This window comes from Micromonospora sp. GCM10011541 (assembly GCF_042650725.1).
In the GTDB taxonomy this organism is placed as follows: domain Bacteria; phylum Actinomycetota; class Actinomycetes; order Mycobacteriales; family Micromonosporaceae; genus Micromonospora; species Micromonospora sicca.
In genome coordinates this window covers 1-2,235 of sequence record NZ_JBHSBP010000097.1, presented here as the reverse complement: position 1 = coordinate 2,235, position 2,235 = coordinate 1, and the positions used below count along the sequence as shown (strand labels likewise).

At 63.6% G+C, this 2,235-nt stretch carries 2 protein-coding genes; one reads left to right on the top strand and one right to left on the bottom strand.

Annotation, left to right across the window (positions count from 1 at the left end; translation table 11 throughout):
* Window positions 1-93 precede the first annotated feature (93 nt).
* On the bottom strand, window positions 94-309 hold the full coding sequence (locus ACFOYX_RS31840) for a hypothetical protein (RefSeq protein ID WP_322444131.1): 216 nt from the start codon (window positions 307-309) through the stop codon (window positions 94-96).
* Window positions 310-584: 275 nt separating this feature from the next.
* On the opposite strand from ACFOYX_RS31840, the gene ACFOYX_RS31835 reads away from it, so the two are divergent.
* The gene (locus tag ACFOYX_RS31835) at window positions 585-1,019 is read left to right on the top strand and encodes a GFA family protein (protein ID WP_322444132.1); all 435 of its coding nucleotides are present in this window, start codon (window positions 585-587) and stop codon (window positions 1,017-1,019) included.
* Window positions 1,020-2,235 lie beyond the last annotated feature (1,216 nt).

The following is a 2,235-nucleotide window of genomic DNA, read 5'->3' as shown; positions in this document are numbered from 1 at the left end:
CGCCCTCACCGCCGGGGTCGATAGTGACGACGAGGAACATCGCCGAGCTGGTCAGCGGACTGACTCCGGCCGAGGAAAGTTCGGGTGCGCGGTCTACTCCGCCACGAAGTGTGAGACCTCGTAGAACCCCTCAGCCATCCAGCGCGGCAAGTCGTCATGACCCTCGAGCTGCTCACAGGCCACCCGCATCGCCTGCTCCAACCGGCTGAACGACGCCCGGTCCCACACGAGTTCACCGCCCAGTCGGAGCAGGAAGCTCCCATCCACGGACTCGAACTCGCGCCTCAGCACCGTCAACGCGTCGTCCACGCCCGCATCTTGGCAGCCCGGTACGACGCCCTCGGCACTGTCCAACTTTTTCAGACACGCGACACTAGTGGAAGGTTGTTGTCAGTGGAAAGTCAGCCCGCATTCAGTGCTTCACCGTAATTTGGCTGCAGGCGGGTAGGTAGGCACCGCTTGACGATCATTCGTAAGCGCTTCCACCCTTCGGCTACGCCACCTGCCATGGTCCGGCCGAACGCAATAACATCGGAGATTGGGATATGTCAGAGAAGTTTACGGGCCGCTGCGCGTGCGGTGCCATGACATACGAGTTCAGCAACGCACCCGAGTTCGTCGCGAACTGCTATTGCAAGGACTGTCAGAAGTCGTCCGGAAGCGTCATGGCGACCTATTTCAGCGTTGCCGCTGACGACTTCAAGCTCCTCAGCGGTAACCCGCATCCCTATCCCTATATCGCCGCCAGCGGGAACACGCTGGAGCGCAATTTCTGTCCCGATTGCGGTGCTCGGGTTTTCACCGACAAGCTTTCGGGATTCCCGGGCCAGGTGTTCGTGATGCTTGGCAGTCTCGACGATCCTGAAGCCGTCAAGCCGCCGATCATGGAGATTTTCACGAGGTTCCGCATCTCCTGGACTAAGGCGCTCGACGTGCCGCAGTATCCCGGTCGTCCCGACGGCAAGGAATTGTCGCCGAGTGAGCGGCAAAAGGTGGGCGCCGGCGAAGGGTGCGGCTGACCTTTCATTGCCGCATCCAGGTCCGGACGTCGTCATCAGTTCGACTGTGAGCTGTGCTTTCATGAGTCGCAACGGCCACGTTGAACTACAAAGGCGTAGTTCGATCTTGCCAGCTAGTAGTGGTTCGGGCCCAGTGTTTTGTTCGACGCCTATCGGCTACCGCCTGACAATTTCGCCGAGGTGTTGAACCAGGCCGGGCTGTTCGGTGCAAGCCCGGATGCTTCGAGAGCCGGAGGAGCGCGCGAAGCTCCAACGGCCTGCCTTCTCGACCGGCGTGCCAGGGATTTCGTAGCTTCAACGAAGGCGGGTCCCGTGAACACGCCTTGTGAAATACACTCGCGAGGGGCGGCTCCAAACTCACGGCTAAGTGGGACCGCTACTGACGCACACTGGGCTTTGCCTTGCGGTAGGTGCGGCACCGCGATGCCGGGCGGGCGTCGGACCGGGGTACTGCCGTCAGCAGTAGATCAGGAGCGCCGCGAACAGGCCGGTGTGCGACGGTGCTGGGCGTAGGCAGGTGGAAGGCCATTGCCGGAACGGCAGATAGAATGCAGTAGCGCTGCGGGAGATAGGAACCCGCGCTACTGCGGGAGCGGGAGCAAGGGGCCGGTCGTCGTCAGCGCGCCCCCGCCCCAGGGCCGATCCCGCAACACACCCACAAGCTCCGTTGGCGGATGAGGCCGGGCGGCATCATCCGCCAAAGAGCGGTAGAACTGCTCAGCTCGTCGATGGCAGAGCGCAGTGTGGTGTCGCTGCTGCTGGTCAGCAGCCGCAGCGCACGCTCACCTGGGCAAGTGACGGCATATGGGTCACGGCAAGGCCACGTGGTATGTCGACGGCACACTCCGCCGTCGGCGACGGCACCGTCATGGACCTGTCCGGATGGCGCTCCGAGGACGTCAAGAACAGGTTCGCCGACACCACCCGATCGTGCTGGAGGTCTCCCACCAGCACCCGCGGCTGCGGCCCGGCGCGCGGATCGGCGTCTGGGCGGCCAACCACCCGCCCGCCGCTGTCCCCGGCTATCGGGGCATAAGCCCGGGCTTAGGCTTCGACCAAGCGGACGGCCGTCGACCTGTCCCGCGACCAGGAAAGGGAGCATCGATGTCTATGCTGGAACGTCCGGTCGCACCGGTTACGCCGCAGTCGGTGCTCAGTCCGCTGACCAGCTCGGCGATGTTCCTCGTCGTCACTATCGACCCCGGCGGTGAGGGCG